Source organism: Bartonella sp. TT119HLJHH (assembly GCF_042193385.1).
Lineage (GTDB): Bacteria > Pseudomonadota > Alphaproteobacteria > Rhizobiales > Rhizobiaceae > Bartonella.
On the sequence record NZ_JBHILS010000016.1, the window covers coordinates 1 to 25,663 of the forward strand.

General features: G+C 37.2%; 20 protein-coding genes, 3 tRNA genes and 5 pseudogenes. 12 read left to right on the plus strand and 16 right to left on the minus strand.

All coding sequences use genetic code 11. The features are described 5' to 3' along the window. The 4 genes and pseudogenes from ACFIJL_RS07525 to rpsL form a co-directional block, all read right to left on the minus strand. Positions 1-76 (minus strand): annotated as a pseudogene (locus tag ACFIJL_RS07525) (elongation factor Tu); the annotation flags it as partial. Positions 77-138: 62 nt separating this feature from the next. Then, on the minus strand, positions 139-2,223 hold the full coding sequence (gene fusA, locus ACFIJL_RS07530) for an elongation factor G (protein ID WP_375623950.1): 2,085 nt from the start codon (positions 2,221-2,223) through the stop codon (positions 139-141). Positions 2,224-2,247: 24 nt separating this feature from the next. Then, the gene (rpsG, locus tag ACFIJL_RS07535) at positions 2,248-2,718 is read right to left on the minus strand and encodes a 30S ribosomal protein S7 (protein WP_273791452.1); all 471 of its coding nucleotides are present in this window, start codon (positions 2,716-2,718) and stop codon (positions 2,248-2,250) included. 18 nt (positions 2,719-2,736) lie between these two features. Beyond that, a complete protein-coding gene (rpsL, locus tag ACFIJL_RS07540; protein ID WP_006589495.1) occupies positions 2,737-3,108 on the minus strand; it encodes a 30S ribosomal protein S12 in 372 nt (123 codons plus the stop codon). Positions 3,109-3,600: 492 nt separating this feature from the next. Between rpsL and xth the strand changes: the two genes are divergently transcribed. The 5 genes from xth to ACFIJL_RS07565 all read left to right on the plus strand — a co-directional run bounded on the left by xth (position 3,601) and on the right by ACFIJL_RS07565 (position 7,776). Then, a complete protein-coding gene (gene xth / locus ACFIJL_RS07545; RefSeq protein WP_375623953.1) occupies positions 3,601-4,383 on the plus strand; it encodes an exodeoxyribonuclease III in 783 nt (260 codons plus the stop codon). Between the two features lie 117 nt (positions 4,384-4,500). Further along, on the plus strand, positions 4,501-5,406 hold the full coding sequence (locus ACFIJL_RS07550) for a transporter substrate-binding domain-containing protein (RefSeq protein WP_375623955.1): 906 nt from the start codon (positions 4,501-4,503) through the stop codon (positions 5,404-5,406). A 140-nt stretch (positions 5,407-5,546) separates the two neighbouring features. Continuing rightward, positions 5,547-6,299: an amino acid ABC transporter permease gene (locus tag ACFIJL_RS07555; protein WP_375623957.1), complete on the plus strand. Its 753-nt coding sequence runs from the start codon at positions 5,547-5,549 to the stop codon at positions 6,297-6,299. A gap of 2 nt (positions 6,300-6,301) precedes the next feature. After that, entirely contained in the window at positions 6,302-7,018 is a 717-nt protein-coding gene (locus ACFIJL_RS07560) for an amino acid ABC transporter permease (protein ID WP_375623959.1), read from the plus strand. Positions 7,019-7,029: 11 nt separating this feature from the next. After that, positions 7,030-7,776: an amino acid ABC transporter ATP-binding protein gene (locus ACFIJL_RS07565; protein ID WP_273724174.1), complete on the plus strand. Its 747-nt coding sequence runs from the start codon at positions 7,030-7,032 to the stop codon at positions 7,774-7,776. Positions 7,777-7,879: 103 nt separating this feature from the next. Here the strand turns inward: ACFIJL_RS07565 and ACFIJL_RS07570 are convergent. From ACFIJL_RS07570 to ACFIJL_RS07595, 6 genes and pseudogenes are all read right to left on the minus strand, one after another. Beyond that, positions 7,880-8,661: pseudogene (locus tag ACFIJL_RS07570) on the minus strand (tetratricopeptide repeat protein). A 1,123-nt stretch (positions 8,662-9,784) separates the two neighbouring features. After that, positions 9,785-12,508, minus strand: a complete 2,724-nt coding sequence (locus ACFIJL_RS07575) for a valine--tRNA ligase (RefSeq protein ID WP_375623962.1) — start codon at positions 12,506-12,508, stop codon at positions 9,785-9,787. 159 nt (positions 12,509-12,667) lie between these two features. Further along, positions 12,668-13,222: a DUF2497 domain-containing protein gene (locus tag ACFIJL_RS07580; protein ID WP_375623964.1), complete on the minus strand. Its 555-nt coding sequence runs from the start codon at positions 13,220-13,222 to the stop codon at positions 12,668-12,670. Positions 13,223-13,471: 249 nt separating this feature from the next. Continuing rightward, on the minus strand, positions 13,472-14,764 hold the full coding sequence (locus ACFIJL_RS07585) for a TolC family outer membrane protein (protein WP_375623966.1): 1,293 nt from the start codon (positions 14,762-14,764) through the stop codon (positions 13,472-13,474). A 66-nt stretch (positions 14,765-14,830) separates the two neighbouring features. After that, positions 14,831-15,505 carry a protein-L-isoaspartate O-methyltransferase gene (locus tag ACFIJL_RS07590; protein ID WP_375623968.1) on the minus strand — a complete coding sequence of 225 codons (675 nt, stop codon included), beginning with the start codon at positions 15,503-15,505 and terminating at the stop codon, positions 14,831-14,833. Positions 15,506-15,725: 220 nt separating this feature from the next. Beyond that, positions 15,726-15,799: transfer RNA gene (locus ACFIJL_RS07595), tRNA-Cys, on the minus strand. Between the two features lie 184 nt (positions 15,800-15,983). Between ACFIJL_RS07595 and ACFIJL_RS07600 the strand changes: the two genes are divergently transcribed. After that, positions 15,984-16,058, plus strand: a tRNA-Asn gene (locus ACFIJL_RS07600). A 1,387-nt stretch (positions 16,059-17,445) separates the two neighbouring features. Here ACFIJL_RS07600 and ACFIJL_RS07605 read toward each other — a convergent pair. The 3 genes from ACFIJL_RS07605 to ilvA all read right to left on the minus strand — a co-directional run bounded on the left by ACFIJL_RS07605 (position 17,446) and on the right by ilvA (position 20,955). Further along, positions 17,446-18,822 carry a DEAD/DEAH box helicase gene (locus ACFIJL_RS07605; RefSeq protein WP_375623979.1) on the minus strand — a complete coding sequence of 459 codons (1,377 nt, stop codon included), beginning with the start codon at positions 18,820-18,822 and terminating at the stop codon, positions 17,446-17,448. Positions 18,823-19,112: 290 nt separating this feature from the next. Then, positions 19,113-19,643 (minus strand): hypothetical protein, encoded by a 531-nt coding sequence (locus tag ACFIJL_RS07610; RefSeq protein WP_375623981.1) that lies wholly within the window; start codon positions 19,641-19,643, stop codon positions 19,113-19,115. A 34-nt stretch (positions 19,644-19,677) separates the two neighbouring features. Next, positions 19,678-20,955 (minus strand): threonine ammonia-lyase IlvA, encoded by a 1,278-nt coding sequence (ilvA, locus tag ACFIJL_RS07615; RefSeq protein ID WP_375623970.1) that lies wholly within the window; start codon positions 20,953-20,955, stop codon positions 19,678-19,680. Positions 20,956-21,101: 146 nt separating this feature from the next. On the opposite strand from ilvA, the gene ACFIJL_RS07620 reads away from it, so the two are divergent. Continuing rightward, positions 21,102-21,187: transfer RNA gene (locus ACFIJL_RS07620), tRNA-Leu, on the plus strand. A 257-nt stretch (positions 21,188-21,444) separates the two neighbouring features. On the opposite strand, the gene ACFIJL_RS07625 is transcribed toward ACFIJL_RS07620, so the two are convergent. Continuing rightward, on the minus strand, positions 21,445-21,597 hold the full coding sequence (locus ACFIJL_RS07625; protein WP_375623972.1) for a hypothetical protein: 153 nt from the start codon (positions 21,595-21,597) through the stop codon (positions 21,445-21,447). 410 nt (positions 21,598-22,007) lie between these two features. On the opposite strand from ACFIJL_RS07625, the pseudogene ACFIJL_RS07630 reads away from it, so the two are divergent. From ACFIJL_RS07630 to ACFIJL_RS07645, 4 genes and pseudogenes are all read left to right on the plus strand, one after another. Further along, a pseudogene (locus ACFIJL_RS07630) lies at positions 22,008-22,323 on the plus strand (hypothetical protein). A gap of 604 nt (positions 22,324-22,927) precedes the next feature. Next, positions 22,928-23,518, plus strand: coding sequence for a hypothetical protein (locus tag ACFIJL_RS07635; protein ID WP_375623974.1), 591 nt, complete (start codon positions 22,928-22,930; stop codon positions 23,516-23,518). A gap of 200 nt (positions 23,519-23,718) precedes the next feature. After that, positions 23,719-24,072: pseudogene (locus ACFIJL_RS07640) on the plus strand (hypothetical protein). After that, positions 24,059-24,571, plus strand: coding sequence for a hypothetical protein (locus tag ACFIJL_RS07645; protein WP_375623976.1), 513 nt, complete (start codon positions 24,059-24,061; stop codon positions 24,569-24,571). The pseudogene ACFIJL_RS07640 and the gene ACFIJL_RS07645 overlap by 14 nt, the downstream one beginning before the upstream one ends. Positions 24,572-24,722: 151 nt before the next feature. On the opposite strand, the gene ACFIJL_RS07650 is transcribed toward ACFIJL_RS07645, so the two are convergent. Then, entirely contained in the window at positions 24,723-25,016 is a 294-nt protein-coding gene (locus ACFIJL_RS07650) for a HigA family addiction module antitoxin (RefSeq protein ID WP_375613679.1), read from the minus strand. A gap of 16 nt (positions 25,017-25,032) precedes the next feature. After that, complete coding sequence (locus ACFIJL_RS07655) at positions 25,033-25,314, minus strand: type II toxin-antitoxin system RelE/ParE family toxin (protein WP_252619286.1); 282 nt, start codon at positions 25,312-25,314, stop codon at positions 25,033-25,035. Positions 25,315-25,502: 188 nt separating this feature from the next. On the opposite strand from ACFIJL_RS07655, the pseudogene ssb reads away from it, so the two are divergent. Next, positions 25,503-25,663: pseudogene (gene ssb, locus ACFIJL_RS07660) on the plus strand (single-stranded DNA-binding protein); the annotation flags it as partial.

The following is a 25,663-nucleotide window of genomic DNA, read 5'->3' on the forward strand; positions in this document are numbered from 1 at the left end:
TCTTCCCATGATCAACGTGACCAATCGTACCAATATTAACATGCGGTTTTGTTCGTTCAAACTTGCTCTTCGCCATTTGAGCTCTCCATTTTCCGTCCAAGCCAAGGACTAAGTTAAAAATTAATTACCAACCTGAAATTACGCGTATTTCTTTTGAATCTCCAAAGCAACAGCCGAAGGTACAGGCTCGTAATGATCAAACTGCATTGTATACTGCGCACGCCCCTGACTCATAGAGCGAAGAGTATTCACATAACCAAACATATTTGCCAAAGGAACCATTGCATTCACAACCGTTGCAATACCACGCGCTTCAGTTCCTGAAATCTGTCCCCGACGAGAATTGAGATCACCAATAACATCACCAACATAATCATCTGGCGTAACAACTTCCACCTTCATGATCGGCTCAAGAAGCTGTGCACCAGCCTTCTTTGCTCCATCACGAAAAGCTGCACGAGCAGCAATCTCAAAAGCCAAAACCGAAGAATCAACATCGTGATAGCCACCATCAATGAGAGTCGCCTTTACACCAAGCATAGGAAAGCCCGCAAGAGGACCTGACCCCATAACACTCTCAATTCCCTTCTGAACGCCGGGAATATATTCTTTAGGAACAGCACCGCCAACAATCTTTGACTCAAAAATAAAGTCATCACCATCATGAGGCTCAAAAACAATTTTCACGCGAGCAAATTGACCAGCACCACCCGATTGTTTCTTATGCGTATAATCAATTTCCGCCATTTTAGTAATTGACTCACGATAAGCAACTTGAGGCTGCCCAACATTTGCTTCAACCTTAAACTCACGCCGCATACGGTCAACAATAATATCAAGATGAAGCTCACCCATTCCAGCTATAATAGTCTGACCAGATTCCTCATCCGATTTAACACGAAATGAAGGATCTTCAGCCGCTAGACGGTTAAGAGCAATACCCATTTTTTCTTGATCTGCTTTTGTTTTCGGTTCAATTGCAATCTCAATAACAGGCTCTGGAAATTCCATCCTCTCCAAAATAACAGGCTTCAAAGGATCACAAAGAGTGTCCCCTGTTGTCGTCTCCTTAAGTCCTGCAAGAGCAACAATATCACCAGCAAAAGCTTCTTCAATATCCTCACGAGAATTTGAATGCATTTGAAGCATACGCCCCAAACGCTCTTTCTTCTTTTTCACAGTATTCTCAAGAGAAATACCTTTCTGAACTTTACCTGAGTAAATACGACAAAACGTCAATGAACCAACAAAAGGATCATTCATAATTTTAAAAGCAAGCATAGATAGCGGAGCATCATCAGAAGATTCGCGTGTCGTCTCAGCCTCAGTCTTTACATCAATACCCTTAATCGCCGGAATATCAACTGGAGAAGGAAGATAGGAAACAACAGCATCCAAAAGTGGCTGCACCCCCTTGTTTTTAAAAGCCGTACCACAAAGAACCGGATGAAACTGAACTTCCACTGTCCCCCTACGAATGAGAGAAACAAGCTGCTCGTTGGTTGGCATAACACCCTCCAAATAAGCCTCTGTCGCAGCTTCATCAACCTCCACAGCCATCTCAATCAATTTCTCGCGATATTCTTCAGCTTTCTCTTTTAAATCTGAGGGAATTTCACTTATCACCGCCGAGGCACCAATAGAACCATCCCACTTTAAAGCTCTCATTTCTACAAGATCAACAACACCTTCAAAGTCATTTTCAGCACCAATCGGCAACTGCAAAACAAGCGCTTTAGCACCCAACCGAGAACCAACCATTTCCACACTGCGATAGAAGTCAGCTCCTATTTTGTCCATCTTATTAACAAAAACCATACGAGGCACACGATATTTCTCGGCTTGCCGCCAAACAGTTTCCGTCTGAGGCTCCACACCAGCATTTGCATCCAACAAAGCTATTGCACCATCAAGAACACGCAAAGAGCGCTCAACTTCAATCGTAAAATCAACGTGCCCTGGCGTATCAATAATATTAAAGCGACGCTTCCGACCGTCCTGCCCTTCCCAAAACGTCGTTGTCGCAGCAGACGTAATCGTAATACCGCGCTCCTGCTCCTGCTCCATCCAATCCATTGTAGAAGCACCATCATGGGTCTCGCCAATTTTATGATTCTTACCGGTATAGAACAGAATACGCTCAGTCATCGTAGTCTTACCAGCATCAATATGCGCCATAATACCAAAATTACGATAATCTTCAATTTTATATTCGCGAGCCATTATATTTGCCTTAGTTTAAAACTTCTACCAGCGATAGTGAGAAAAAGCACGATTAGCTTCAGCCATACGATGAACATCTTCACGCTTTTTCACGGCAGAACCACGATTATTAGCAGCATCCATCAATTCACCAGATAAACGCTCAACCATCGTCGTTTCATTTCGACCACGCGCCGCCGCAATTAACCAACGAATAGCAAGAGCCTGACGACGATCAGGACGAACATCAATCGGAACTTGATAAGTAGCACCACCAACACGGCGTGAACGAACCTCAATATGAGGAGCAACATTCTCTAAAGCCCGATGAAATAGAGCCACAGGATCTGTTTTTACTCTTTTTTCCACAGAATCAAGCGCACCATAAACAATACGCTCTGCAACTGATTTTTTACCATCAAACATAATGGCATTCATAAATTTCATAATAACCAAATCACCAAATTTGGGATCTGGATTAATCTCACGTTTTTCTGCTCTATGACGACGGGACATTGGCTTTGTCTCTCAATATTATTTTGGACGCTTTGCGCCATACTTTGAACGACGCTGTTTACGATTCTTGACACCCTGAGTATCAAGCAAACCACGAATAATGTGATAACGAACTCCTGGCAAATCTTTCACACGACCACCACGAATCATCACAACAGAGTGCTCTTGAAGATTATGTCCCTCTCCAGGAATATAACCAATCACCTCAAATCCATTCGTCAAGCGAATTTTAGCAACTTTACGAAGAGCAGAATTAGGTTTCTTCGGCGTTGTTGTATAAACACGCGTACAAACACCACGCTTCTGCGGATTCGACTGCAGAGCAGGAACCTTATTACGTTTAACTGGCACCACACGCGGCTTACGAATCAACTGATTTACGGTAGGCATGCAACCTTCCTCTTTTCGATCTATATTCTTCTCACCCAATCGGGCTTTTCTATTTTTATTTCCATCCACCCCAACAGAATCGGAACAGATATCTAAGTCTACACACAAAATCGGGCACGCCTGCAAAAAACAGTTCACCCGACCATAAGCAGAGAAGGCAATAGCCTTTTGCACTAGGATTTGCTTTTAATCTTCTTAACACCTGTGAATAATCTTCCGGCTCATATCCAAAACACCTGATTACACCCACATCGGTTATGTCCATCTCTAATAGCGAGAACACGTACATTCGTCAAGAACTAAACAGCAGAAAGTTTTTTAAAATTAAAATAAATTAAATTTTAAAGCTTTAAATTTGCTTTTACCGCTACTCTTGATAAATCAATTTACCATAGTAATATCCCCTATAAATAAAAAAAGTAGCGATATGACTGTACTAAAACATAAATGCAGTAAATTGGATTGCATATTTTATATCTAATGATGAGCGCCATGAAAATAGCAACGTGGAATATTGCCGGAATAAAAGCACGACATGAAACATTATGTCAATGGCTGCAGCAAAGCCAGCCGGACATAGTCTGTTTACAGGAAATTAAAAGTATTGATGAAAATTTTCCACGCGATGCAATTGAAAATTTAGGTTACCATATAGAAACACACGGACAAAAAAGTTTTAATGGCGTTGCGATTCTCTCTAAAAAAACACCAGATGAAGTGATCCGTCGATTACCAGGCAATGATAATGATAAACAAACACGTTACATTGAAGCTGTTTATTCAACAAACAAAGGTGTTATTCGTGTTGCATCTCTCTATTTGCCAAATGGCAATCCTATCGAGAGTGAAAAATATTCCTACAAGATAGAATGGATGGAAAGATTATATACACATGCAAAATCATTGCTTGCGTATGAAGAGCCTCTTATCCTAGCGGGTGATTATAATGTAATTCCCACCCCATTAGATGCAAAAAATCCTCAAGAATGGTATCAAAATGCTTTATTTCTTCAAAAAACAAGAAAAGCATTCCAACGTATTCTTCATTTAGGTCTTTACGATGCTATCCGGAATGTCACCGATACGCCCTCCTACAGTTTTTGGGATTTCCAAGCTGGGGCATGGCCTAAAAATAATGGGATTCGCATTGATCATTTATTATTATCACCAGAAGCTGTTGATCATCTTATTGGCGCTCATAGTCAGACAGACGTAAGGGGATATCAAAAACCATCTGACCACGTTCCTGTTTGGGTTCACCTTAATATCAATTAAAAAATATAGCCCTCATTTTATAAGATAACAAAAAAATTCCACTCAGAATAATAACTATGCTACAGCATATTAAAGATTATATCTTAAACAACTACAATAAATAAATGGAGGACATAAATGAAGAAATCATTATTAATGCTTATTGCAGCAACGGCCATTGGATTCTCAAGTTTCGCGCATGCTGAACATGATACTCTTGAAAAAATAAAACGAACAGGGGAAATTACTTTAGGTGTCCGTGAATCATCTGGTTTAGCCTACGCCCTTGGTAATAATAAATATGTAGGTTTTCATACAGAAATGGCAGAACGGATCATTGGTGATATCTCAAAAAAAATTGGTAAACCAATTAAAATTCATTATCTTCCCATCACTTCTCAAAATAGAATTCCTCTCTTAAAAAATAATACTTATGATTTTGAGTGCGGCTCAACAACAAATGATATTGCCCGCAGTAAAGAAGCAGCATTCGCTTATACGACATATGTTGAAGAAGTTAGAATTGCTGTAAAGAAAAACTCTAACATTAAATCTCTTGACGATTTAAATGGAAAAACAGTTGCAACGACCACCGGTACAACATCTGTCCAACTTATTCGTAAAAACAAACGTGCAAAAAACATTAACTTTAAGGTCATCAAAGGAAAAGATCACGGAGATAGCTTCTTATTATTAGAATCTGGTCGTGCTGATGCATTTGTTATGGATGCCTCAATTCTTGCTGGACATATTGCAAAATCAAAAAATCCATCTGATTATGTCATTCTTGACACCGTACTTTCAGTTGAACCCATCGCCTGCATGCTCAGATTGCATGACAAAAAACTTGAACAAGCAATCAACGATAGTATCGTCCGTCAGATTAAAGACGAATCACTTGAAAAGCTTTACAATAAGTGGTTTATGAAGCCGATTCCACCTGCTAATACTGTTATGAACCTTCCCTTATCAAAACAAACGAGATATGCTTGGGATCACCCAAACAATAAGCCTCGGGAAAGCTACACAGAAAAAGATTTATAGAATAAAGAAAGAAGAACCACACTCTTTAAAAATTGAGTGTGGTTTATATTTTAGTTCACTTTTTGATAAATTCCGCCTATGTAGATACGGTTGATTTATTGTCTTATTTGTGAATGACTAATTTGAGGGAATATCAATTAATGGACTTTTCTTTCCTTTGTAGAGATGACCTTACTCAAACACTGGTAGCAGGATGCTTGGGAACTCCTGGCGTGAATCATACCTATTTAGATACACTTCTCGATGGCTTAAAAAATACAATTATATTGTCCATCACTTCACTTATATTAGCTGTATTATGTGGTATTATTATAGGAACAATGCGCACTTTACCTAATACTTCCATAATCAATTGTGTATTTCGCACTATCGGTGCTATCTGGGTAGAGATTATGCGTAACATTCCCCTCCTTGTACAGGTATTTTTATGGTATTTTGTTGTTCCTAAGGTCTATCCACCAGCGATGAAATTTTCCCCTATTCTCTTAATAACATGCGCATTGGGATTCTTTACATCTGCGCGCATTGCTGAACAGGTTCGTTCAGGCATTGAAGCTATTCCTTCTGGACAACGCTATGCTGCTATGGCAATGGGATTTACAACTTATCAAAGTTATCTCTATATTATACTGCCGCGTGCTATGCGCACAATTATGCCCCCGCTTACTTCAGAAGCAATGGGCATTGTAAAAAATTCATCTATAGCATTCGCCGTTTCAATAAATGAGCTCATGCAATTTCAATACCAAACAATTGAAGAGGTAAGTCATGTTTATGAAAACTATTTGCTTGTTACGATTCTTTATATTCTTATAGCCTTATTCATATTTATTGTGATGACAGTTATTGAACAAATACTCAAAATTCCTAATTTTCAAACAAAGGAAAATTGAATATGATAAATTTCATAAGCTCTCAGTTTGGACACTATTTTCCTTTCAATTTTTCCGACTTTGATTTTTCCTTTTTCACTTTTGATGTATTTCGTTCTTACATTTTATCAGGTTTACTCTTCAGCGTTTTTCTAACTCTTTTTGCAACGGTATTAGGATTTATTTTCGGAACGCTTTTAGCAATCATGCGCCTTTCTTCCATAAAACTTCTTTCTTGGTTTGCAATCGTTTACATAACAGCTATGCGTTCAATACCACTTGTGATGGTTATCTTATGGTTTTTCGTGCTTCTGCCTTTTTTAACGGGAGCATCCATCGGTGCAAATAAATCAGCACTCATTACCTTTACCGCATTTGAAACTGCTTATTTTGCTGAAATTATGCGTGCTGGCATAAATTCAGTTCCACAAGGACAAAAATATGCGGGGCAAGCTCTTGGAATGACATATTGGCAAAGTATGTACATTGTCATTCTTCCTCAAGCCTTTAGAGATATGCTTCCAGTCTTTTTAACACAAGTCATCATCCTTTTTCAGGATACAACCCTTGTTTATGCCATCAGTGGTCATAGTCTTTTGAATGGTTTTGATATTGCTGCTAATAATTTTGGTGTAAAGCAAGAAGCTTACATCTTAGCAGCTATTTTCTATTTTGTTATCTGTTTTACACTGTCACAAATAGTTTTGTATTTACAAAAAAAAGTGTCCATTATTCGCTAACGGGGAAAAAAATGTCTACTCATATGATCGAAATAAAAAATGTTTCTAACTGGTATGGCGAAGTTAAAGTTCTTAAAAACTGTACAACCAACATTAATAAAGGAGAAGTTGTTGTCGTTTGTGGTCCATCAGGATCAGGGAAGTCAACACTCATTAAAACCATTAACGCTCTAGTCCCTTTTCAAAAAGGTGAAATTTGGATTAATGGAATACCAGTTCATTCAAAACAAACGAATCTGCCTAAATTGCGGAGTCAGGTGGGAATGGTATTTCAACACTTCGAACTTTTTCCACATTTATCTGTCACAGAAAATTTGACAATTGCACAAATTAAAGTCTTAAAGCGGAGCAAAAAAGAAGCACTTGAACGCGGTTTGTTGTATCTTGAACGCGTTGGACTCATTGAACATAAAGATAAGTATCCTGGTCAACTTTCCGGAGGGCAACAACAACGTGTTGCTATTGCACGTGCCTTAACCATGGATCCACTTGTTATGCTTTTTGATGAACCAACATCTGCTCTAGATCCTGAAATGGTAGGTGAAGTACTCGATGTCATGATTAGCTTAGCAGAAGAAGGGATGACAATGATTTGTGTAACACATGAAATGGGTTTTGCACAAAAAGTCTCGGAGCGTGTTATTTTCATAGATCAAGGAACAATTCTTGAAGACTGTTCGTCTAAAGAATTCTTTTCTGATCCGCAAGCGCGAACACCAAGAACACAAGAATTTTTGTCTAAAATCCTAAGTCATTAACCATTATATTATCACCAAAAACTATCTCTATTATGAAATTGGATATAAGAAGGAAGAGTTTAATATCAGATGGAAGAATGTAAAAAATATTACAATCAGAGATTTAAAAACTGTTATTTTTTAAAATATCAGAAACAAGTGAAATTACTGTACGTCTCTCAAATTCATTACAAAGAGTAAAAGGCGAATCCAGTTTCTATCTTTTACGTTAGCTTTTTTATAGGCTGCAGTTAACATTGCCATTCCGCAAATAATTTTTCCTTCTTGAAGAAACATATTTCCAAGCATTGTTTGAACAAAAGGATTTCCTTTTTTTTGCTGAGAGTTGAAACTATCGTGGCTTGTATAGAATTTTTCTCCCTTCCCTCTCCCTTTAAAAATATTTTTCCTAAATGGTACTGAGCTTTAGGATTTCCATAGTTTACCGCAGCCTGCATATAAAGATGAGCAGCATAAGAAGGATCAGGTTTCACAGGTGATTGAGGAATACCTTTTTTATATATCCGGCAAGTTTAATCAATGCATCAGAAACATAACTTTCATCTTCTGAACCAAGATCTGTACCTTTTTCAAAGATATATGCAAAAAAATGATATGCCTTGTAATCATCTTTAGGAACACCATCACCCTTTGCATAGATGTAGCCAAGTTTCCAATTCGCACCGATATGGCCCCTCTTAGCAGCACAACGGAGTGCTGGAATAGCTTGATTGATATATCCATTTTATAAGCAGACATGCCACGTTTCAAAAAATAAAACGAACTATCATTGGCTTCTTGCAAGCTATTAACATCTACTGCATTAACAGTAGAAAAAAATCCCCCTCACGTCACAACAATCGTGGCTTTTTTCCATATCTGAAGCTTTTGATCATTTCCCCCTATCTCAATTTTAATTGTTATATCTGTTACAAATTTCTTTGTAGATATTTAAACTCTTCTTTTTAGTAAGAAAAATGAAAGATTTTAAAGTAAAAATTTAAAAAGAAAAAACAAATAGATAAAAACCATCCCAAATGTTCGATAAAATTAAGTATCCATTTTTATATATAACAAATTGATTTTTAAATATAAATCATCATTCTATATTTTGTAACACATCCTTTAACATTCTAGGATTTATCGACCTTAAAATTTTATACGTATGAGCAAAAATCGTTCAATAAAATAACGTGCATTAAACAGCAACTTGAGAATGAAGAGAATACATGATGAATGATAAGCGTTTAAGTATAAAAAACAATACGAAAGATGGATAAATATAATGATGATAGTTAACTTATAACTTCACAACTACCTTACCACCTTAAAGATGAAGTTTTTTGTCTCCGCCAATCTATAAACAATACAGCTTTTTGTTTAACAGATTGCACCTGACATCATTTCACATGGGATTAGTTCATACTTTACACACAAGTTCTACCTTAGAATACTCACCACTACATACAAAAAAATACCACATGTGTAATTTACATACCTTCTATTGCTACTCTAAATGATGATATTTTATAGTAATAAAGCAAGAAATTGATTTATAATTATAATTTTCCTTTTTGCACTTTGAATGAGTCCCTCGAATATCGTAAGATTCTCTCATTCCAAATCTGTTCCATGTTAAATCACTCAAAACCATCCGCTTGCACATTACAAGTAGAGAGAGCTATGTGGATAAAAACTCTGTGTAAGAAAGAACTAAAAATGCCTCTTATGAACGGTCTGAGCTAAGAGTTGTCCGGATTGGACAGAATGGTGCCGGCGCTTGTTACTTCACAAGCATAAAGAAAGGAAGCTCAATGGATTTACCGTTATACCATTCATGATCTACGTCGTGGAATAGGCTTGGATGCCTTAAAAGATGTCTCTTTAATGATAAACATAAAACAATGGATTTCAGTAGAGATTTTATGATCGTTCATGAAAAACTAACAAAAGAAAAGTTTCCTTTAAAGAAGATCTATACCAGCCCTACTGGTATGCAATTATCTATCAAAAAAATAAAAAGTTGAAATCAATCTAACCGCTCTAAAGCAACAAATATTTTTTTCTGCGCTGCACGCAGTTCTACAACCCTGTTCCGCTCACGCTCAACAATTTCTGCTTTTGCATTTGCTATAAATTTGGGGTTGTTTAACTTAAGCGATATTTTTTCAATATCTTGTTCAATTTTACTGACATCCTTCCTCAAACGAACACGCTCAGCCTCCAAATCAATCAACTGTCCTAATGGTAAACAAAAAACAGCCTCTCCCAAAATCATTTGTGCTGATACTTCCGGAACTTTATCAGAGAAATCAATAACTTCAATACGCGCTAATTTTTTAAGAAGTGCATCATAACGCTTTACACGCTCTCGCGTTACTTCCCCTCCTTCAACAACAATAAGAGGTGCCTGTGTAGCCACTGGAATATTCATTTCAAAACGTACAGCCCTAATCCCTGTGACGACATCAATAAGCCAATTGATATCATCAGCAGCTTCTTCATCTATCAATGTTTCCTCTGGCCATTTTGTCAATGCGAGCATATCCTCACGCTTGACGGCTTGCGTTTCTGTAAGAGACCACAACTCTTCCGTCATATAAGGCATAAAAGGATGAAGAAGTTTATAAACTTCATCTAAAACCCAAGCAGTACAAGCTTGAGCCTCATTTTTAGCCTCTTCATTTTTCCCCTGAAAAATAGGTTTGAGAAGCTCCAAATACCAATCACAGAGTGTATTCCAAATGAAACGGTAAAGAATGGCAGCTGACTCATTAAATTTATAGTGTTCAATACCAGTCGTCACTGCTGAAATTGTTTTAGAGAGCTCCGTTAAAATCCAACGATTAAGCGCCAGTTTTGCTTGTTCTGGTTTAAAAGCTGGATCATGCTTCACACCATTCATCTGTGCAAATCGAGTAGCATTCCACAATTTCGTAGCAAAATTACGATAACCAGCAATACGGGAAACATCAAGTTTTACATCACGACCTTGTGCTGCCATAATAGCTAAAGTAAAACGAAGTGCATCAGCACTATACTGATCAATAAGCTCTAAGGGATCAATAATATTTCCCTTTGATTTTGACATCTTTGCACCCTTTTGATCCCGCACAAGAGCATGCACATAAACCGTTGGGAAAGGAACGTCACCCATAAAGTGAAGTCCCATCATCATCATACGAGCAACCCAGAAAAAAATAATATCAAATCCTGTCACAGATAAAGATGTTGGGTAAAAAGTAGATAATTCAGTCGTTTTATTTGGCCATCCTAATGTTGAAAAAGGCCAAAGAGCTGATGAAAACCAAGTATCTAAAACATCCGGATCACGGATTAATTCAACAACCTCACCATAATGAGCAAAAGCTGAATCTAAAGCCTCTTTTTCACTTTTTTCAACAAAAACCGTTCCATCAGGACCATACCAAGCAGGAATCTGATGTCCCCACCATAATTGGCGAGAAATGCACCAAGGTTGAATATTTTGCATCCAATTGAAATAAGTCTTTTTCCAGTTATCAGGAACGAACTGCGTTTTTCCTTGTTGAACAGCCTCTATCGCTGGCTTTGCTAATTCAGCAGCATGAACATACCATTGATCTGTCAAAAAAGGCTCAATAGGGACACCACTGCGATCTCCATGAGGAACCATATGGGTATGATCATCAACAGAAGCTAAATATCCCTGTTCTTCCATCAAAGAAACAATCTTCTGGCGAGCAACAAAACGATCAGATTTATCGAGGTCTTCTACTAACATTTTCAATTCATCTGATAAAATCAACCCATCGAAAAATTCTTCATTTTCACGAAGAAAAATCTCGGCTTTCTGAGTAAAAATATTGATCAAGCGTAAGTGATTACGCTGTCCTACTTCAAAGTCATTAAAGTCATGAGCTGGTGTGATTTTTACAGCACCACTTCCAGCTTCAGGATCAGCATGCGTATCACCAACAATTAATAACCTACGACCAACAAGCGGCAAAAGAGCATTTTTACCGATAAGATTTTTATAACGCTCATCTTCAGGATTAACAGCAATTCCTGTATCACCAAGCATTGTTTCTGGTCGTGTTGTCGCCACTGTTATAAAAGTTGTCGCATCATTTGGATCAAAAGTTTTACCCTCAAGTGGATATCTAAAGTGCCACAAATGTCCTTGAACTTCTTTTTGCTCAACTTCAAGATCTGAAATAGCTGTCAACAATTTAGGATCCCAATTGACGAGGCGCTTATCCCTATATATCAACCCTTGCCTATAAAGCGTGACAAAGACTTCACGAACAGCCTGCGACAACCCCTCATCCATTGTAAACCGCTCACGCGACCAATCACATGAAACCCCAAGGCGGCGCAACTGGTTTGCAATAACGCCTCCAGTTTCATAACGCCATTCCCAAATACGCTCAATAAACTTTTCTCTCCCCATTTCTTGACGCGTTGGCTCTTGGCGTTCTGCAAGTTGACGCTCCACTACCATTTGCGTAGCAATCCCAGCATGATCCATACCAGGCTGCCACAACACATTTCTTCCACGCATCCGCTGAAATCTAACTATTATATCTTGAATTGTCGTATTAAGCGCATGCCCCATATGAAGTGAGCCTGTAACATTAGGAGGTGGAAGCATAACACAAAAAGGTTCTGCACCACTTTTAGAACCCGCTCCCGCTTTAAAAGCCCCACGAGTCTCCCATCTCTTTGCAACCCGTTGCTCTATAGAGGAAGCATCATAGTTTTTTTCTAACATTCTATCCATCCATAACGGCCGCTAAAAAACACAATAAACACCATATATGATCAAAAACCGATCAGAATCTCGTGAATCTCAGCCTTTCACTCGAGAGCTCGCAAAATCGCAAACAAAATTCCCATAAAATGAAAAACATAAAAATAATGTAAAAAATAATTAAGATGCTTTTTTAATCGCCTTCACAATTTCTTCACGCAAAATATCTTCCAGCAAAATAGGCAATTTAGACTGCAACCATTCTGCTATAGCCGGACGCAACACATCCTTAGCAATCTTTTCTGCAGAAGAAATACAATATGCAGACAATTCCACATGACCATCCCTTCCAGCTTCTGATTGTGATTTCCTTATCTCATCTTCATATTCTTTTGCTTTATAAACAGAATTCCGTTCTTCAGAAGAAAGCTTCATCTTTTGCATATCCATACCAACTGTATTATTTTCTGCCTCTATATCCTCTTTCTCTTGCGTTATCTTCCCTCCTTGATTTTCAGAAGAAAGACCAATACGATCAGCTAAAGCTTTCATAGCATCATCAACCGATAAGGTTGTATCATAAATACCCTCGGATGCCACTTCTGAAGCATTCACTGCAACATCTTCATTTAAAAAGTGATCAGATTGAACCGCATTTTCTTCGATTATTTCACGAATAGATGTTAAAATTTCATCCATACTTGGCTCACGTAACACGCTTGAACTCTGTACCATACTTTACAACCTCTCAAAGACGCAACAACAAATAGAATCATATTTTCAGTGTATGCAAAAGAATTATAAGATCAACATGCCTCCCACGATATTTTCAAATATGCTTGTCATAAAGAGGGCGCTACACACAGTTTTCTACACTTTATAAAAATAACATCTCGCCGCAATATTTTTCAACATATTCAACTGTTGATTTACTAATCTTTTAAAAACTAAAATAATTTAAGATCAAAAAGCTACTTTTATGCATTATCGGATATATTGAGCTTTTTTTAACCCTAAATAACTTGCAGTCAATTTACCAATAGAAGATTGAACACTATAGCTTGCCACAACAGCATTACGCTCTGCCATTGCAAGCGCAATTTGAGCATTAATCAATTGAGTACGAGAATTTAAAACATCCAATGTCGTTGCCTGCCCTACACGATTCTCTTGCACACGACCTTTAAGAGCAATTTCAGCAGCACGAACGCTTTCACGGTAAGCAATAACAGATGCGCGTGCGCCCTCCAACTGAAACCAAGCAGAAGTAAGCGCTTGTCTCGTATTGCTATGCGCCAAATCGAGTTGAAGTTGTGCCTGTCCAAGCTGTTCCCTCGATTGGCGAATCTGCGCAGACGTACGTCCCCCTTCGAAGATTGGGACACTTACTGACAACCCTATTGATTTAGAAACGCCATCCTCTCCAGGACCACTGTAAATTCGATTATAAGACGCTGTCGCAGAAAAATCGACCTTAGGGAGCAATGCACCTTCTTTTGCCTTTACATTGTAACCACTCGCATCGACTAAATATTTAGCATAAAGGATTGCTGGATGCATAGAAACGCTCATTTGGTAAGCCATATCAAGGTTGGCAGGAAAATCTCTGGCTACGGGAGGGCTTTTTAACTTTTCAGGATCAGAACCAATAACTTGTCGATACACTGCCTCGGCTGCTTTTACATCAGCACGAGCAAGACTCAGTTCTGAAACTGCCACAGAACGCGCTGCTTGAGCTTGAGCAAGATCAACACGCCCTCCCTCACCCACATCAAATTTTGCTTTATCGGAACGAACTTGCTCTTCAAGAGCTGCCAAATTTTCTCTCCGAAGATCGGCAATACGACGTGCCTGATAGACATTAGCATAAGCCGTCACAGTTTCCAGAAAAGTATTTTGTTCAGCATTACGAAGATACTCACGTTGAGCCTGCAACTTAACTTGCGCTGAAGAAAAGATATTTTGCGTGATAAATCCGTCAAATAATCTTTGATTTAATCTCACTCCTATAGATCCAGAAGTGACATAAGGACCTGTAAAAGACTTATTGCGCCCATAGTTCCCAACCCCCTCAACCTGTGGCAATAGCCCCGATCGCGCAATGACAACATCATCACTGGATATACGCACAGCTGCACGTTCACTATTCAACTTAGCATTATATTTATAAGCCTTAGAAAAGGCATCCATCAATGTTTCAGCACAAACAGCCTCTGATAGTAAAACACTCAACACCAGCAATAAACACGCCTGAAACTTCTTGTTTACTCTAAACATAATACACACAATAACAAACCCCAAATAAATTACAAAATTATCTTTTATTCACAAAACAAACAAGCACTAAAACACAAAACCAGGTGTTTTGAAAAAACAAGGAAGAGGCTTTACAGCGAGGTTAAAAGCACGACGAGCCGAGATGATCCCATCTTCTTTTATATAGATTTGTGCAACAGCAGCATTTCCATGCCCTTCAACCACAACAAGACGTCCACAGTCTTTCATTTGATCAAAGATACCTTGAGGAATAAAATCAACAGATCCCTCAATGAAAATCACGTCATAAGGTCCCTCAACGGCATATCCTTTCTCTAATGGACCATGAACGACAACCACATTATCACATTGATTACGTTCTAAAGCGTCAAGAGCACGTTCAAAGAGAGATTTATCACTTTCCAGCGCAATCACAGACCCTGCAAGTTTTGCAAGCAACGCTGCACAATAACCACTATTTGCACCAATATCTAAAACAACATCTGATGATTTTACAGCGGCAAGCTGTAGTAATTTTGCTAAAGACGCAGGTTTCATCAAATAGCGTGCTGGAATCCCATCTTGCACTGGACATAGAACAATATCGGTATCAAGATAGCTTAACATTTTCATATCTTCCGATACAAAATCTTCACGAGATACCATTAAAAAGGCTTCAAGAACTGATAAATCCGTTACATCGACTGTACGAATTTGATTGTCAACCATTTTGCGACGAAGCTCAGCAAAATCTGCAACCATAACGAATATTTTCTCCTAACCTACAAAAAACAAACAAAACAGCGACAATAAGGGACGAAGATTTCTTAAACTATGGGTGTTACAAAAAAGGACGCTATAGTCAACAATTAGATTTTAACTATATAATCTCTCATACAAAAGTGTCTTCACAAGAATAAAGGGAAATAATCTATTTTCCTATACCTTATCTCCCCTAAAAGCCGTTTCGTTTAAAATCGGCTGGAGGCCTCGCCCGGAATCGAACCGGGATACAAGGATTTGCAGTCCTCTGCGTAACCATTCCGCCACGAGGCCTCGTCAACAAACATAAAGGTTTCAATAAGGGAAGGCAACGCATCCGTCAAGGTGTAGAAATCTTCTCTCGCCTTTTTTCCTCTTATTACACAATTTATCATATTTTTTTAAAAAAAGTAATTTTATCCTTTGCAAATCAGTATTGCTTTGCTATAGCCTTTTCAATTAAATGATTGGGCACCGTTCCCCGGTAGCTCAGCGGTAGAGCAACCGGCTGTTAACCGGTTGGTCGCTGGTTCGAATCCGGCCCGGGGAGCCATTTTTCTTTTATTCCACGTATTTTATTGTTTTTTCTAAAACTTTTAGACATGAAGGTTTTGTTAATAAAAGTAATGGAATAGGATTTTTGCAATAAAGTAGAAAAGTAATATCCTAGGGATGTATTTTTTTGCAATGAACGCAAAAAGCGATTGATTCATTTTAAAATAGCACAAATAAGATTATTTTTTTCAAACTACCGCGCCTTTATAAGAGGACACTGCAATTATTTGCATATTATAAATTACGATTTCTTTCATCAGAGATGAATTATTAAGCTCCATCAGCAATGAATCGGTCTCATATATTTTTTCCAAAGAAAGAATGATTTGTACTCAATAAAGGAATTAAACTTAAAAGCCTGCTCATGAAGCAATCATTTTGAAAAATGGAAGAAACAACAATCAAGGTCATATATTATCTCCATACACCCCACATAACCTCCTCCTCATCCTAAAAGCAAAAAACATAAAACAAGTCTGTAAACACTCCAGCGTCTTATCTAACAGGTTATTTCTCCTGCTAACCACCTCAACACTTTACAAACAACCTTGCCTTGGATATTCATCACACTGTCATAAAACATTTAATACATAAAATCTTATAGGCTTTATATTTCCCCCAAATAATAGTGTTTTACAGTAAAAACCAAGAAAACGAGCTAAATTATTAAGAATCCTGAGAAAGCCTTCAGAAGACATGACATTCTCGCTATTGTATTATGCAGTCACACGTTTTTTTAAAGAGATATCTCTTAAATCCCCCCAGCCTCTTTCACAATGGCTCCAATAAATGGTACAAAATACAATCCACTGATCAGCCCCATCTTTACGTACAATAAAGCCGTATACCATCATACTATTTTCCAGCTCTCAATGTTAGCAATACCCCTTGCCTTTAAAAGAATTTACAAGAATCATTTTATTTATTTCTTAAATGTTTATCCACACGAGAATCTCACTTGTAACGTGCAAGTGAATATTTTTGATTGATCAATATGAAAAGATTCGAAATGAAAAAATTTTACGATATAGTGAATTATTAAATATATAAAACAGTGAATTATTACTAGACATCAATTTTTAAAATTAAAAGTTATCATTAAAGATAAAGAACATCCTATATAAAAATAATTTTATATAAATAAAATCTACTTTTATTCCCATTTAAAAAAATGGGAATAAAGCAAATAAATAATTGCCTCTACAATAATGATTTTTTAATGATTTTTAAATAAATCCAAACAGTTATAGGTTTTCATTTCTAAAAAATGAAAACCTCTGAAGGATCTTCTTACTTTGACAAGAGTACTTTATAGCTCTTTTCAATTGAGAATAAATCCACAAAAATAAAAAATCTCCATACATGATCTTTTTTCAAGACTTTATCTAAGCAGCCTTCTTAACTGATTTCCGAAAACGAAAAGTCTTTGCACGCTTTGCCACCGCTTTTGCTTTTTTATGCCTCTCATTTTGAGGTGAAGAATTCTTCCGCTGCAACTGTGCGGTATCATCTTTTCGACCTAAAAACTGTTTTTGACGTTTAGATTTTTTAAAACGGCGTTCCTTATCATTTTCTTTACTTTCTCGCACAATTGGCTTTTCTGGAAACGCTGCAAATTGTTCTGGAACAGCCTCAGCCACCAATTTCATACGAATCAAGCGCTCTATAGCACGCAAGCGGGACCTTTCTATCTTCTCATCAAAAAGCGTAAGTGCTACACCAGATGCGCCATTACGTCCTGTACGACCAATACGATGTACATAACTTTCAGCTTCATCTGGTAAGTCGTAATTAATAACGTGACTTATCCCTGGTATATCAATACCGCGTGCAGCAATATCTGTTGCAACAAGAATCTGTACCGATCTTTCACGAAAAGCTTTTAAAGCAGATTGGCGAGCACCTTGTGATTTATTCCCATGAATTGTTGCGACTAAATATCCTATCTTTGCTAAACTACGTGTGACAGCATCAGCCCCATGTTTCGTTCGAGTAAAAACAATAACCGAATCAAAAGCTGGATTTGTCAAAAGTTTACTTAAAACATTCTTTTTTTCATTCGTAGGAACACAATATAATTTTTGGCAAATCTCTACAGCCGTAGTACCTTGAGGAACAACTTCAATTTTAACCGGATCATTGAGTAAACATTTTGCAAGCGCAGCAATTTCCCTCGGCATTGTTGCAGAAAAAAGTGCTGTCTGACGCTCTTGATGCAAAAGCTTTGCAATTTGCTTAACATCATGAATAAACCCCATATCCAACATACGATCTGCTTCATCCAAAATCAAAAAACGAGATTGGGAAAGATCAACACACTTTTCACGAACAAGATCTCTCAAACGCCCTGGAGTCGCTATCAAAATATCTACACCTGCTTCCATACGTTTAATTTGTTTTAAACGTGATACGCCCCCAAAAATAAGACACGTCGAAAGATGTGCCCCTTTTGCCACAGTGCGAATTGCTTCATCAATCTGAACAGCAAGTTCACGTGTAGGAGCTAAAATCAAAGCGCGTGCAGTTTTAGGGCAGCGTTTATCACCCAAAGCCAAAATCTGACTTAAAATAGGCAAACTAAATGCCAAGGTTTTTCCAGAACCTGTCTGTGCAACACCTAAAATATCGTGTCCTTTCAACATTACTGGAATAGCTTGTTCTTGTATAGGTTTAGGTTTACTCATCCCAGCAATGAGTAAATTTTTAATCAAAAGAGTAGGCAAACCTAACTTTGTAAAAACATTTTCTTCTTTTATAGGCAAAATAAAATCTTTCCTTAGCTGAAGAACCCAAAAGAAGTAACCATCTGAACTCTCCACTCAAGAATCCGCGCAAGAGAAATCCCTGACATTTTAAATGAAGCAACGCCTAAAAAGCGGCTTGCGCAACTCATGAACACCTTGAAATCAAGATAAAGGCGTATAAACTTCACTTTACAAAAAGCCAACAAACCAGCCTAAATGCCTTCACCTCTATTATCTTTGGATTATGATAAAAAAGCAAGAACTTTACGAAATACATTTATCATGAATAAAAACAATATTTAGATCATTTATTTTTTAATGATTGTGTTCATCGGTAAATGTACCTTGATAAAATCAGGATAAATCTCGAGAAAAACTGGATTTTGTAAAGTTTTTTGACCGCCATAAATTAAATACCATTGTGTTTTATCAAAAATCGCCAAAGTTTTATATTGAATGATGCGATCTTTCATCTCAAGAACTGTTGGAATTAAAGCATACACAGTACCGTTATCAGTTTGTAAATACTCTATATTTTCTTTATCTAAATAATAAGCACCAGAAGGCAACCCCTCAAACTTCCTATGCAACTGTTGAAGAAAATCACTACGTAAAGCACTCTCTGTTGTATTCAATCGACGTGCCATCTCTTTATAAAGCCGCTCAGGCATATAACGAGAAATAGACGCAAAATCCCCATTTTTTATAGCATTATTGACATCAACAACGACACTTGAAAGTTCATCTTTTTGTACTATTGTTGGCTGAGATGCTAAACTCTGTTGATTAACAATCAAAAAGAAAAATAGACTCAGCACCGAATAAAAAATAGGTTTCATCATTATACTTCTTTTTTAGTAAAATTTCAGTTTTTCAAATAACAAAATCAAATAACGTTTGATCATCAGTAATATCACGGTAACGCCAACCTAACGTTTGAAATTTTTCCTCTAAAAGACAAAAATTACCGTATTTTTTTGTTTCAATCGCAACCAATACAGAACCAAAGTTTCTCGCTGATTTTTTAAGATATTCAAAACGCACAATATCATCATCTGGTGATAATGTAGAAAGAAAATGACGCAATGCACCAGGATGTTGCGGAAAACTAAAAATAAAATATTTTCTCAACCCTTGGAAACGTAAAGAACGCTCTTTAATTTCTGGCAAACGCTCAAAATCAAAATTACCTCCTGAAATAACGAGAAGAATTTTTTTCCCCTTTAACTCTTGAGGAGGAATACTGTTAAGCGCATCAATCGATAAAGCACCAGCCGGTTCAAGAACCACACCTTCAACATTAAGCATTTCAACCATCGTAGAACAAACGCGGTTTTCAGGAACCGTAATGACAGAATCAGGGGGAAATTGCTTTAAAATTGTATAGTTTAGTGCACCAATTTCAGCCACAGCAGCACCATCTACAAAAGTGTCAATGTTTTCAAGCTTGACGCGTTTTCCACTCTCCAAACAAGCAAGCAAACTTGCAGCTCTTTGCGGCTCAACAAAACGAAGCTTTGTTTTCCAACCATATTCATGTAAAAACTTGCTCACTCCACTTGCCAAACCACCCCCCCCTACCGGCACAATCATCAAATCTGGCTCGCTTTCTCCATTGAGTTTTTTCCATTGTAAAGCAGCTTCACAAAGCACTGTTGCCTGCCCCGTAATAATGCGAATATCATCAAAAGGTGGAGCCATTACACCACCGCTCTCTACGACAAAGGATTGCGCAGCTTCATAACATTGATCAAATGTCTCACCAACCAAACGAATATCAATGAATTCTTTACCAAAAATACGTGTTTTTTCAATTTTTTGTTGTGGCGTTGTCATAGGCATAAAAATCACGCCTTTACGTTTAAAATAACGACAAACAAAAGAAACCCCTTGCGCGTGATTCCCCGCTGAAGCGCAAACAAATGCAGAATCTGGTGATATACAGCTAAGCATTTCTGAAACAAAATTGAAAGCACCACGAATCTTATAAGACCGCACCGGTGTTAAATCTTCACGCTTTAAATAAATTTCTGCATCATACTTTTGACTAAGAAAATCATTTCTTTGAAGTGGTGTTTCAGCAAACACGTGATGCAATCCCACCATAGCTTTTGTGACGTCTTGAATAAATTGATTCATAACACTAATCATTTCATACTTTATTTACATTATAAAAGCTTTTTCTATCGATAAAGGAAACTATTGTCAGTCAAAATTTCACTAAAAAATGAAAAATGTTTCTTTTGTCATTAATTCTTGATTCAATAAAAGATATAGCTTATGAGAGAACTCACATCGCGGACGTGATGAAAACGGTAAACATAGCAGACTTAAAATCTGCCGGTCGAAGACCTTGCGGGTTCAAGTCCCGCCGTCCGCACCAGATTATCTTAATCTCTCTTATTTTCCAATGATTTATTAAAAATCAAAAAAATTAAAATATCTTCTAAACCACCTTTCGCAACTTTATTATAACGCTATCAGACGGCACCGCGATGATGCTAAAATACGAATCATTGCTGCTTTTTGAGGTACCTTTTTAGCACTTTAACCTCCTCCTCCTCGTCTTTTAAGATGGAGAGGCAGTTAATCTTGATTTCCTCATCCTTGAGGATGAGGAAATGAGTCGTGTTTTTAACGTTAAGCAGCTTTCACAACAGGGCTTGGTAAAATTCGCTTAGCTTCTGTTATAACAGATTTGTAATGCTTAAGCTCTTCTTCGAGGTCATTTGCATCTAACAAACGCCTTTTCATCAATCCTAAGATTTCTCCAACACCAGCAGCACCATTCACATTCTTAACCGGAGTAGGATAAGACGAAGAAACATAAGTGAGGTATAGAGATAGATCTAAGTTTAGTAGTAGCAGTTGTTATTTATTTTATTGCTAATTTGGGATTGGCTTATACTCTTCATGACTCTTGTAAAACGACGAAAAGCTCAAAAAAGAGATAGATGAAAAAAACAAAATTATAGATAAAGAAGCTGAAATAATACATGCACAAAAAGATGTGATTCAAAAACAAGAAGCGTCAATTCGAAAATCAACTGCTTCTAAAATTATTTTTCCTCGAATGGCAGTAAAAAATTTAGCCCAAAAGTAGTTTCAAGTACTTTCTCACAAACATTTTTTCAAGACAAGCAATCACAACACGCTCTGTCATAGCGCACATATAAATACGCAACAGCCTTTAATGGGGGAAGATGATCATCAATACACAAAGCATTCTCTACCTTGATCTAGGTACCAGGACAAGCTGGGCAATTTCTCGTGTAGACAGCAGTATAACAAGTGGCACTTGTCAATTTTTAATCTTATCGTTCTAAAGGCGATGGTATGCGCTATTTGTGTTTTCAGCAATGGCTTACAAAAATGAAGATAACAACAGATAAAGGCAAAGCTTCACAAGAAGAGATGATTAAGACGGTGAGTGCAAAAGAATACAATCCAAAAGATGACAACGAAGCAAATGCTTTAGCAATTTTATATTTAGTTAAAGAAGGGAATGCGCATGTCTAATGCAATGCCATGGATAAGATTCCTTTTGAATGACTGGAACAGTGAGACAGATGGAATGACATTGGAGCAAAGGGGCATTATATAACGCTTCTCGTTCGCATGTACGATAAAAAAGCACCAATTAAAGAAGATTTTGGAACCTTGCACGCACTTGCAATTGCTCGCAAAAAAGTTTGCAACTATTGTCGAATATCTCATGAAGAATGATAAACTTATTGAGCAAGATAAAGAATATAGATATATAAAACTAATACTATCGTATTAGCAAAAAAATTGGTTCTGAACATTTAGAAACTATCAATTTGATTGGAGAACCAACAGAGGTTGCTGCTGTTGAGATCACATCAGAGCAAATCAAAACGGGTGTAGAAAACCAACCTTCCATTCACGAGCAAAAGAACCTTCCGAAAAAAACTAAACGGGTTAGAAATGACCGTGGCTGTCGTATCCTAATGATTTCGAACCTGTTTATGATTTCGCAATCGAAGAGGGTTTGACTCCAGAGCGTGTCAAAGCCGAAATGGCAAAATTTCGAGATTTTTGGAAAGCTAGAACAGGCAAAGATGCACGCAAAACAGATTGAAAAGCAATGTGGCGCAACTGGGTGCAAAAAGCTATCGAAGATTTAGAGAAAGGAAAAAACTATGGAAATCACTCTCAAAGGCAAAAAAGCGTTGGTGAACACATCTCAGACAGCATCCTTGATATCAAATCTCGAGGTCACTTTAAAACACATTCACGAGATAATAGCTCTAGAGCTTCCTTTGGTTTTGAAGAGTGGCAAGCATTGACACAACGGCAAAAAACAATTGCCTTAGATGCTTGTGATCAACTTCATGAATTGTTTTCAGTAAAAGCGAGCAAAGAGGACATAGCCAAGGCAATTCGGATGCTTCCGTGTGATTTAAAAGTTTCGCAACAGGTAGATCATGAAGGTATAGCGCTTACCTATGGAATGATTTTGGAAAGTGTTTCTGCGTGGTCACTGATAAAAATGATTAAAGGGATTTTATGCGATGAGGTAGAAGGTTTATCGGATACGTTTTTTCCAAGCACTCGTGAGTTAGTAAGTCGTGACTTGGAAAATAGTCTTTTGACGAAAGCCAATCTTGTACACAAGGTTGTTTTGAACACCCGTGAAAAAAAGCTGAAAAAAGGCAATAAGAGAGAATTCAAGACCACTCGTGTTGGTTGAAAAGCAAGTGAAAAACACTGCAAATTAACAAACTAATGAAAAGTGCTGATCATTTTACGATTAGACATGCATTTAAATCGACAAAAAGGTACCGTACAAAGCGATTTAAAGATTTTATGATAAAAATCGCAATATAAAAACGCTCTGTACGGTCAAATTTAAGGTAAATTAACCTATTGGTAAAATTATGGACTAAAAACATGAGAATATTAAAAGACCTGTTCTTAAAAAAGCGTAAACAGCCAATGCAAAAAGAGTTTGTTGCAACAGCTGTTGGTTATGTTCCTTGGGGAGACGGAGCGGCAGAGTATTTTTACAACCTCTAAGAATAAGAATATGAAGACGTCACAAGAGAATGTGAAAAATTTGATGGTGGTCAGTATTACAAAACACCTAAGAATGCAGATTTTAGTACCAAAGCACAAGTGAAAGCATGGGTTTACGGTGGGAATATTCCGAAAAGCGTTCTCAATTACGAACCTCTCATAGATGAGATCAATAAAGAGATCAAAAAATTATCGAAAACCACAGGAAATAAATATGTTGACAGATAAACAGCTAAGAGACTTGTTTGGCATTATAATTTTTATATTTTTATGTTTTTTAGGAATTAAAAAAAATCTTGACTTTATTCAAAGTATTTTGACATTTGCGTCTGTTTCTTTGGTAATAGTCACAGCGGTTTTTGCAATTTTATGCAATTCCAAGATTCCTTCTGAATTGCAGAGCAACCCAAAATACAAACGCGGAAATACAACAGGTTGGAAGACATTAACACGTGATTTACAACAGTATATGCACAAACTCTTAAAGCTAATAAGTTTAGCGCTTGTCGTTTTAATTTTCCCAAGTAGTTATAAGGAAACAGTTTCTTTTCCTGTTATTTCTAAGTACGTGGAGTATAAGCTTTCTTTTTCATTAGATACTCTTTGGTACTCAGATATTGCTCTTTTGTATTCCTTTTTAGTTTGTACATTTTTTCTTATGTTACGCACACGCAGTTTAATAAATATATCTATTTACACACTACAGTGCTCAGTTAAAAAGCCATAATAAAATTTCCGATTTTATAAAACTGTTCAGATTACGTTGTCTCTTCTCAACGTTCATAGATGAAATCAACAAGAGCATAAAAAACTATCATGGGCTGCTTGATTTTAAAGAACATGACCTCTAGGTGTGAAGAAAGATGGGCTAAGTCTTTCTAAAAATGCCCTACTTGCTCTAAAGGTGAAATATGTGGGATTGGGCTGTTATGCCGAGCTTGCCACAAATCATGCTTTTGTTGCAATTTAAGCCAGAATTCCGCATCATTTAAACCCGCTTTTTCTAACCGTAAAGCTAAGTTAATACTAATCGCCGCATGGCAGTTTAAGACGCGGGATAAAGTTAAACGTGCAACGCCAAGACGATTTGCAGCTTCTGTTACTGTTAACCCTAATTCATCAAGCAATTCTTCTTTCAAAATGCCGCCAGGGTGTGGAGGATTGTACATCATAATAACACCTCAAAACTCAATGGTAATCTTGATAATCAACCAGTTCAACGTCTGTCCCAATGAAACGAAAAGTAACACGCCAATTTCCATTGACACGCATTGACCAGTAACCTTTTAAATCGCCCGTAAGCGCATGTAGACGATACGATTTAAGAGTAACTTGTTCAGGCGCGGATATTGTATCTAAAATTACTAAAATGTTTGCTAATTTTTTAGCATGCGCGGGTTGTATGCCTTTGCAGACTCCTCTTTCAAAGAATAATTTCAACCCTTTATGCTTAAAACTAACGATTGCCATATATACCCTCTTGATACTTGATACTATACACCATGCATTTATGTCAATTGATTATTGATCAAAGAGCATATTAAACATAATTTTATATGTTAAAAAACAATAATATCATTTTGAAATAATTGAAAAAATATGCAAATTATGCTAAGATTTTCTATGTATTAAAGTACAAGTTTAAGGTAAGAAAAAACATGCTAAATAAAGTGACATTAATCGGGCGTTTAGGTGCTGATCCCGAAAGCAAAACAATGAATTCTGGAACCGAGGTGGTCAACTTTCGTATGGCAACTTCTGAAAGCTATACGGATAAAAAAACAATCAAAAAGTAGAAAAAACAGAATGGCATTCAGTT

Coding starts and splice junctions, on each gene's coding strand:
- fusA (WP_375623950.1), bottom strand. CDS start 2,223: ATGGCTCGCGAATATAAAATTGAAGATTATCGTAATTTTGGTATTATG.
- rpsG (WP_273791452.1), bottom strand. CDS start 2,718: ATGTCCCGTCGTCATAGAGCAGAAAAACGTGAGATTAATCCAGATCCC.
- rpsL (WP_006589495.1), bottom strand. CDS start 3,108: ATGCCTACCGTAAATCAGTTGATTCGTAAGCCGCGTGTGGTGCCAGTT.
- xth (WP_375623953.1), top strand. CDS start 3,601: ATGAAAATAGCAACGTGGAATATTGCCGGAATAAAAGCACGACATGAA.
- ACFIJL_RS07550 (WP_375623955.1), top strand. CDS start 4,501: ATGAAGAAATCATTATTAATGCTTATTGCAGCAACGGCCATTGGATTC.
- ACFIJL_RS07555 (WP_375623957.1), top strand. CDS start 5,547: ATGGACTTTTCTTTCCTTTGTAGAGATGACCTTACTCAAACACTGGTA.
- ACFIJL_RS07560 (WP_375623959.1), top strand. CDS start 6,302: ATGATAAATTTCATAAGCTCTCAGTTTGGACACTATTTTCCTTTCAAT.
- ACFIJL_RS07565 (WP_273724174.1), top strand. CDS start 7,030: ATGTCTACTCATATGATCGAAATAAAAAATGTTTCTAACTGGTATGGC.
- ACFIJL_RS07575 (WP_375623962.1), bottom strand. CDS start 12,508: ATGTTAGAAAAAAACTATGATGCTTCCTCTATAGAGCAACGGGTTGCA.
- ACFIJL_RS07580 (WP_375623964.1), bottom strand. CDS start 13,222: ATGGTACAGAGTTCAAGCGTGTTACGTGAGCCAAGTATGGATGAAATT.
- ACFIJL_RS07585 (WP_375623966.1), bottom strand. CDS start 14,764: ATGTTTAGAGTAAACAAGAAGTTTCAGGCGTGTTTATTGCTGGTGTTG.
- ACFIJL_RS07590 (WP_375623968.1), bottom strand. CDS start 15,505: ATGGTTGCAGATTTTGCTGAGCTTCGTCGCAAAATGGTTGACAATCAA.
- ACFIJL_RS07610 (WP_375623981.1), bottom strand. CDS start 19,643: ATGAAACCTATTTTTTATTCGGTGCTGAGTCTATTTTTCTTTTTGATT.
- ilvA (WP_375623970.1), bottom strand. CDS start 20,955: ATGATTAGTGTTATGAATCAATTTATTCAAGACGTCACAAAAGCTATG.
- ACFIJL_RS07645 (WP_375623976.1), top strand. CDS start 24,059: ATGTTGACAGATAAACAGCTAAGAGACTTGTTTGGCATTATAATTTTT.
- ACFIJL_RS07650 (WP_375613679.1), bottom strand. CDS start 25,016: ATGATGTACAATCCTCCACACCCTGGCGGCATTTTGAAAGAAGAATTG.
- ACFIJL_RS07655 (WP_252619286.1), bottom strand. CDS start 25,314: ATGGCAATCGTTAGTTTTAAGCATAAAGGGTTGAAATTATTCTTTGAA.